This is a genomic window from Priestia aryabhattai (assembly GCF_023715685.1).
GTDB lineage: Bacteria > Bacillota > Bacilli > Bacillales > Bacillaceae_H > Priestia > Priestia aryabhattai_B.
In genome coordinates this window covers 1-226 of record NZ_JAMBOQ010000127.1, presented here as the reverse complement: position 1 = coordinate 226, position 226 = coordinate 1, and the positions used below count along the sequence as shown (strand labels likewise).

Sequence of the window (226 nt, the reverse complement as noted above, 5' to 3'; positions counted from 1 at the left end):
ATTAATTTCATATATGTGCGGAAGTAGTTCAGTGGTAGAACACCACCTTGCCAAGGTGGGGGTCGCGAGTTCGAACCTCGTCTTCCGCTCCACATATATAAGTCCTGCCGGGGTGGTGGAATTGGCAGACACACAGGACTTAAAATCCTGCGGTAGGTGACTACCGTGCCGGTTCAAGTCCGGCCCTCGGCACCATTTTAATAAGCGCCCGTAGCTCAATTGGATA

General features: G+C 51.3%; 2 tRNA genes. Both read left to right on the top strand.

Annotated elements, in window-relative coordinates:
- Positions 1-17 precede the first annotated feature (17 nt).
- Positions 18-92 (top strand) — tRNA-Gly (locus tag M3225_RS29365).
- 14 nt (positions 93-106) lie between these two features.
- Positions 107-195 (top strand) — tRNA-Leu (locus M3225_RS29360).
- Positions 196-226 lie beyond the last annotated feature (31 nt).